A 1,819-nucleotide genomic window follows, 5' to 3' on the forward strand; every position below is an offset into this window, starting at 1 on the left:
AAACCTGCTCCAAAGCCGCCGGAACCGACACCTGAAAAGAAGGCTGAAAAGCCGCCTGAACAAAAGCCGCCGCCGCCGAAACCGCCAGACGACCAGGTTCTGAAGCGCGTTTTCCAGTACGGCCAGAAAGATACCGGGCCGGAGAAATCGCTCGACGGAAGCAGCGCTAAACCCAACACGCCGTCGCCGGCCAAGGATGAGGCTGCAAAGCCGCCTGTCGCGCCGACACCCGCGCCGACGGAGCCCGCCCCGGCTGCAACGCCACAGCAGAAGGCAGACCCCAGCAAGCCTGACGAGAAGCCGGCCACCGTTGCGCCGGACGAAAAGCCCGCGCAAAGCGAGGAAAAGCAGGCGACCGAGGACACCGACAAACAGCAGCCGGACAAACAAGAACTCGCACCGCAACCTGACGAAAAGCAAGCCGTCGTGACGCCAAAGCCATTGACGGCTGAGACCGGTGACAAGCCGGCGCCTCCAGCTTCGACTGGAAAGGCAAAGTCCAAACCTGCCAAGACAATGACGTTCAAACCCGCAAGAGCTTTCAAAGCGCCGATCGGGAATGCTGGAAGGTCAAATCCCACCAACAACGACGTTGCAGGATCACCAATCTATTCCGGCCTTCCGGGCGTCAGAAAGCTTTACTCGCAAGGGGCAACCGGCAATGCGTTCGCTACAAGCTCCATGGAGAATGTGCCGCGCGGTCAGCGGGTGGCCACCCTTTGCGTCAACGTTCTGAGCCGGGAACTGCAAAGTGCCGACTATACGGTCAAATGGGTGCCAACCATTACGCTGGACAAAGGCAATGTTCTCAATCCTCCGCAGGCCGCCTTCAGCACCAGAAACGCTTGGTACAACCTAAATTTCCGATGCGAAGTCGACGCCGATGCGACGAGGGTCCTGTCCTTCAACTTCCGTGTGGGCTCACTCGTGCCGCCTGGCGAATGGGCCAGCCGTGGATTCACAAAGTATCGTCTAAACTAGGCCGGCACACCAAACCTAGCCAATTGCCGGCTAACTTCTTGCCAGTCGGCGCAGACGAAATCGGCACCGGCAGCCGTCAGCCGCGCGGCGTGCTCGGCATAGGTATGGCCGCCACCGGTGTAGCCGATCGCCGTCATGCCGGCGGCGATCGCGCCCTGGATGCCGAAGGGCGAGTCCTCGATGACGATGCAGTCAACGGGATTGGCGCCGATCTTGTCCGCCGCGAAGAGGAAGATGTCCGGCGCGGGTTTGCCGTTCTTGACCATCGAGGAACTGTAGATCGCATCGCCGAAGAAACGCGCCAGCCCGGTCACCGCAAGGCTGTGGTTTATGCGCTCGACGGAGGAGGACGAGGCGACACAGCGGTCGCCCGCGAGCGCCTCCAGAAAGGCAGTGATTCCCGGTGTCGGCTTCAATTCCTGCGAGAACAGCACCTTGGTCTCGGCCCAGATGTCGCCGTCCGCCGCCGCCGGAAACTGGTGGCCGGTCAAATCTTTGATCCTGGCGATGATATCGGACTGCTTCATGCCGATGCATTGGGCGATGACGCTGGTGTTGACGCCGGGCATGCCGTGCTTTTCGTAGACGCGCTCATAGGCGCGGGCGGCCAGAGGCTCGCTGTCGACAAGAACGCCGTCGCAATCGAAAATAATAGGCCTTGGTCGCGCCACGCGTTTCCCTCTCGAGTCAATTTTCGCACATCGCTATCGGCAAAAAGTCAAATGTTCAATAGCACGTGCGTTTTTGGGGACGCGAAGAGCGGGCTCAAAGCTGGCGCAACGCATCGCTCGCACGGGAAGACCCGAGCGCCCGTTGCATGGCTTGCCGGGACTGCGCG

Annotated in this window: 2 protein-coding genes; one reads left to right on the plus strand and one right to left on the minus strand. The window is 60.9% G+C overall.

What is annotated here, in order from left to right; genetic code table 11:
• Window positions 1-981, plus strand: a 981-nt coding sequence (locus tag EN914_RS34055; RefSeq protein ID WP_127389619.1) for a DUF930 domain-containing protein, incomplete at its 5' end; no start/stop codon positions are given.
• Here EN914_RS34055 and EN914_RS34060 read toward each other — a convergent pair.
• Entirely contained in the window at window positions 978-1,652 is a 675-nt protein-coding gene (locus EN914_RS34060) for an HAD family phosphatase (protein WP_024503715.1), read from the minus strand. The genes EN914_RS34055 and EN914_RS34060 overlap by 4 nt on opposite strands.
• Between the last annotated feature and the right edge of the window lie 167 nt (window positions 1,653-1,819).

Source organism: Mesorhizobium sp. M7A.F.Ca.CA.001.08.2.1, assembly GCF_003998455.1.
GTDB lineage: Bacteria > Pseudomonadota > Alphaproteobacteria > Rhizobiales > Rhizobiaceae > Mesorhizobium > Mesorhizobium ciceri.